This is a genomic window from Loktanella sp. DJP18 (assembly GCF_049310965.1).
GTDB lineage: Bacteria > Pseudomonadota > Alphaproteobacteria > Rhodobacterales > Rhodobacteraceae > Loktanella.
In genome coordinates this window covers 1-4,853 of the sequence record NZ_JBMERN010000197.1, presented here as the reverse complement: position 1 = coordinate 4,853, position 4,853 = coordinate 1, and the positions used below count along the sequence as shown (strand labels likewise).

Annotated in this window: 6 protein-coding genes; all 6 read right to left on the bottom strand. The window is 63.8% G+C overall.

Annotated elements, in window-relative coordinates; translation table 11 throughout:
* A partial coding sequence (locus ACOI1H_RS23620) for a hypothetical protein (RefSeq protein WP_422440616.1) occupies positions 1-214 on the bottom strand: 214 nt, incomplete at its 3' end.
* A 491-nt stretch (positions 215-705) separates the two neighbouring features.
* On the bottom strand, positions 706-1,461 hold the full coding sequence (locus tag ACOI1H_RS23615) for a hydroxypyruvate isomerase family protein (protein ID WP_422440618.1): 756 nt from the start codon (positions 1,459-1,461) through the stop codon (positions 706-708).
* Complete coding sequence (locus tag ACOI1H_RS23610) at positions 1,458-2,102, bottom strand: aldolase (protein WP_422440615.1); 645 nt, start codon at positions 2,100-2,102, stop codon at positions 1,458-1,460. Before ACOI1H_RS23610 ends, ACOI1H_RS23615 begins: the two co-directional genes overlap by 4 nt.
* Positions 2,099-3,331, bottom strand: a complete 1,233-nt coding sequence (gene otnK, locus ACOI1H_RS23605) for a 3-oxo-tetronate kinase (protein WP_422440614.1) — start codon at positions 3,329-3,331, stop codon at positions 2,099-2,101. The genes ACOI1H_RS23610 and otnK overlap by 4 nt, the downstream gene beginning before the upstream one ends.
* Positions 3,331-4,227 carry an L-threonate dehydrogenase gene (ltnD, locus tag ACOI1H_RS23600; RefSeq protein ID WP_422440613.1) on the bottom strand — a complete coding sequence of 299 codons (897 nt, stop codon included), beginning with the start codon at positions 4,225-4,227 and terminating at the stop codon, positions 3,331-3,333. The genes otnK and ltnD overlap by 1 nt, the downstream gene beginning before the upstream one ends.
* A gap of 134 nt (positions 4,228-4,361) precedes the next feature.
* A partial coding sequence (locus ACOI1H_RS23595) for a glycosyltransferase family 4 protein (protein ID WP_422440612.1) occupies positions 4,362-4,853 on the bottom strand: 492 nt, incomplete at its 5' end.

The window sequence follows — 4,853 nt, the reverse complement described above, 5'->3', positions numbered from 1 at the left end:
CATCTTGAAGCAGATAGAATTTTCGTCCCTTTATGGAGGGCAGGGCGGCAACCCATTCTGCGGTTTCCCACCATGTCGCAATGATAACGTCAGAGTCGGGAAGATCATCCGGATGGGGCTGGCCCGGAATTTTCAACACGATATGACGCGATCCCAGAAAATCGAAGAACGGTGCCTGCTTCGGTGGGAGTTGAGGCTCGGCGCGTCCGAACATCGACCTCAACCTGTGTAGCCGCCTTTGCTGCGGGACAAAGGGCTGTGACACGACCCAGACATCATGACCACGTGCCTCAAGTTCACGGGCGTATGAACCCACGACACGGATTCCGCCCCCGACGGACGCATAGGGAATCACGAATACGATCTTCATTCTTATCCCGCCGGATCGTTTCTGGCTGTGCTGCGTGGTAGCGGTCGAGACATGATGGCGCAAGCCGCATTGCCAACGCCAAACGGGGCACTGCGTTCGCGTTTGAAAAGAACCAGGCCAGACCGACAAGTGAGAGGGGCGGCGAGGTAATGAGCGCGCTGATTCTGTGCCATGTTCCTTAACCATGTTGTATTGATAGTTTGGTCGACAACGACGCACTTGGCCTTGCGCGCCCAGGATCAGGGCTGAACACCGAAAAGCAGCGTTCGACGACACCGTCATACATTCATCGAGGCTGAAGCATACCAAAGACGGCTGCGGTCCGTCGCATTCGCTTAACCGTCAGTGAAGCTCTGCTTCATCCAGCCCAGCGTCGGCGCAGTCGGGCCTTGCGGTTTGTATTCTGCCCCCAGCGGCGCCGCCCACCCCATTCCGTCGATGACGCCAAAGGCATGGGCGTAAGACAGCTCGCCATGATCCGGTGCCCCCCGGTCCGGGACAGAGGCGAATTGAATATGCCCGATCAGCGGCAAGAGCCGTTTCAAGCGATGGGTGACGTCGCCTTCCATCAATTGCACATGATAGCAGTCGAACATCAGCTTCAAGTTCGGCGCGGCTACCTTGGCAATGATCGCCTCGGCCTGCGCAGTGGTCTTCAGGAAATATCCCGGCGCGTCGTAATGATTGAGCGGTTCGATCAGTATGCTTCGGTCCGTCGCGGCGCAGGCGTGTCTCAGCGTGTGTACGAAAGCCGCCTCGGCCTCGTCCCCTTCTGCGAATCCCGCCATGACATGCACGGCCGCCGCGTCCACCGCATCCGCATAGGCAAGCGCCTCGTCGACCGCCGCCCGCGCGTCAGAACCGCGACCGGGCAAGGCGCTCAAACCATTCTCGCCGGGCGCACCGCGCCGCGTGTTCAGCCCCAGCATCGGCAAGCCTGTTTCGCGCAATGCCGCCGCGACGTCGCGTGCAGGCACATCATAGGGCCAATGGCACTCCACCGCCGCGAACCCGGCCGCCTTTGCCGCGCGGATTGCATCGGGCAAGGGCAATTCCTGCCACAGAAAGCCGAGGTTGGCCGAGAACGTCAGTCCCATTCCACGCTGAACCTGTCCACCACGCCTGCCACCTGCGCATCAGTCAATCCTCGGGCACCCATGCCCCGCGTCAGCAAAGCCAGCTTTGCCGTCTCCTCCAGTTCCTCGATCGCGTGGCACGCCGCTTCCACGTCCTTGCCCGCCACCACCGGTCCATGATGCGCCAGCATAACTGCCGTCCGCTTGCCGCCTAGCGCGCGCACCGCATCGCCCATCGCGGCATCGCCAGGCATGAAGAAGGGCAGCAACGCGACCTTGCCCAGCTTCATCACCGCGTAGGGTGTCAGCGGCGGCAACCAGTTGTCCGCATCCGCTCCCTCCAGCAGCGACAGCGCAACGGCATGGCAGGAATGCAGATGCACCACCGCACCCGCAGTTCCGCGCGTGTCGTAGAAAGCGGTATGCAGTGGCATCTCTTTCGTGGGCGCGTCCCCGGCAACGTGCACGCCGCTGGCATCGAACCGTGACAAACGGGCGGGGTCGAGCCTGCCGAAGCTCGATCCCGTCGGCGTCGCCAACAGACCGCCATCCTCTGTCCTGGCCGAGATGTTGCCCGACGATCCACCGGTCAACCCGCGATCGTAAAAGGATCGGGCCAGATCGCAGATCAGCTCGCGCAGCGCCGCATCCCTCATGCCAGCGCCCGCGCAAAGAAGTCTGCCGCCCCGAAATTCCCCGACTTCAGCGCCAGCGCCACGCGCACGCCGTCGCTGTCGGCAGCACACCACGGCACGCCGGGCGCGATTTCTGGCCCCACGTCCAGCCGCGTGACGCCCAGCGCCTGCGTCACGGCACCGCTCGTCTCGCCGCCGGCGACGACGAACCGCCGGACGCCAAGCTCTCGCTGCGACACCGCGATCGCGACCAGCGTATCCTCGACGAGCTGGCCGGCCCGCGCGCGGCCTAAAGCGTCTTGCGCCGCCCGCACCGCATCGGGACTGGCGGTCGCGGAAACCAGCGGCGCACCCTGTTGCGCCGCGAGCCAGTCGATCACCGGCTGCACGCCGTCCCGGTCCAGCGCCAGCGGGTCGAGGTGATAGCACGGGTTGCAGGCTGCATAGGCTGCGACCTGCCGTTGCGTCATGGCAGAGCATGATCCCGACAACACCAGCGCCGGTCCCTGTGGTAGGTCAAAACCGACCCGTGCGACCGCATCGACCAGACCTGCGGCACCATACAGGCCGGGCAAGGGCATCGCCACAGCACTGCCCCCGGTCATCAGCACATCGTCGCGACAGGCCGCAGCGATCACCCGCAGGTCGTCGTCGGCCACCGCGTCCACGATCACGTGGGCCGCATCGGTCGCATCCAGTGCTGCGCGCAACGCCTCTGGCCCTTGCGCCACGGTCAGCCTGTCGATCAAGGCCAGGTCTCCGCTTACCTGCGGCCGCAGCAATCGCATCAGGTTGCTGTCACGCATCGGCGTCAGCGGATGATCCTTCATCGGGCTTTCCGCAAGGGGCTGCTGGCCGACGAAAAGGTTGCCCATGAACACCGAACGCCCGTTTTCGGGGAATGCCGGGCAATAAATGGTCTGCCGCACGTCAAGGCGTTCCATAATCGCCTCGGCCACCGGGCCGATGTTGCCCCGGTCCGTTGAATCGAAGGTGCTGCAATACTTCCAGAAGAACCGCTGCACTCCCCGCGCCTGCAACCAGTCCACTGCCGCAAGGACCTGTGCGACGGCCTGATCCACCGGCACCGTCCTGATCTTCAGCGCAATCACCTCGAAGGCACCGGCATCGCCCCCCTCCGGCACCCCCATGCGAAGCGATACCGGCTGCCCGGACCGCGCCAGCAGTCCCGCCAAGTCAGTCGCGCCGGTAAAATCGTCGGCGATGGCACCAAAGAAGCCGCCCACCATCAGGCCTGCCCCGGTAACGTCAGCCCTGCGTTGCGGGCATAGACCTTGGCCACCGCCGCATCGTCCTCCCGCCCAAGACCCGACCCGCTTGCGGCCATGAACTGCTGCAACGCGGCCGCCGTCAGCGGTGCGCCGAACTTTGCACCATGCGCGATGTCCATCACGATCCCCAGATCCTTGGGCCAGATGTCGACCGCGCTCAGCGGCGTGTAATCGCCGTCGCGCACATGCGGCCCCCGGCTCTCCAGTGCCCAGCTTGTCCCGGCGCATTGCGGAATGATCTTCAGGAACTGCTCCGGGCTGACCCCCTGCGTCATGCCGAACGTCATCGCCTCGGCCATCGCGGCGATATGAACGCCGACCAGCATCTGATTGATCGCCTTCATCGACGATCCGGCCCCAACCTGATCGCCCAGTTCGAACACGGTCGCCGCCATCGCATCCAGTGCGGGCCGCGCCTTGGCGAACGCCTCTTTGCTGCCGCTGGCGAGGATCGAGAGTTCCCCGTCCGCCGCCCGGAACGTCCCGCCCGAGATCGGCGCATCCAGATAGTGCAGGCCCAAAGCCGCGCAGCGCCCGGCCAGGTCCCGCGCCACCTGCGGGGCCATCGTGGCACAAGCGATGATGACAGTGCCCGCCGTCAGCCTCGCGGCGATTCCGTCGGTGCCGAACAGCACACTTTCCGTCTGCGCCGCGTTCAGGACCACGATGACGACCGCGTCCAGCGTCACGCCGACCTCTTCAAAGGTGCCGCCGGCTCCGCCCGCCGCCCTGAACCGCGCAACGGCGTCCGCATCGATGTCGAACCCATGCGTCACCAACCCGGCGCGGCACAATGCCCCCGCCATGCCGAACCCCATGGCCCCCAAACCGAAAATCCCGACTGTATCGCTCATCCCAACCCACCCAATTGCAAAAATTGTATACCAAGCCCTCACAGAGAATGGTATGCCGAAATCCTGTAGTGTGAAGTTGCACGGCACTCCTGGCTAGCGCAGGACAATGCACGCGCCACGCGCCACACGGCATGTCATTGCAAGCAGTGCGCGGCTACCCATCCGCTTAGGTTGTCAGGGTCGTTTAAAAATTTATCGACCAGCAGCGACCACTCCAAACCCACATAGAGGCTGTCGTGGGCGCGCTCAGAGTTCTCTGACAGCGTTCGATACAGGACAGGATCATCAATTAGCGACTTAATGCTCCGGGCAAGCGCGTCGGGCCGCGCGGCCCGATATATTAGACAGTCGCGGCGGCTCTCAAGTCGCCCACTAAACGCTGGATGATCCGATATAATCAAGGGAGACCGCGACGCAAGCGCCTCGCAGATCGTATTTGGGAGACCTTCGGGATAGTCATGGCGCGACGGCACCACCACAATGTCGTGGTGCCACATCTCACGGCGAACCTGCGCATTAGGGATAAGACCTAAGAAGCCAATGCTATTTCCTACTCCCATCTCAGCGGCCCTCGCCCGCCAATGCCCTTGGTCGCCCGGTCCTGCAATCGATAAGGATGCGGGGGT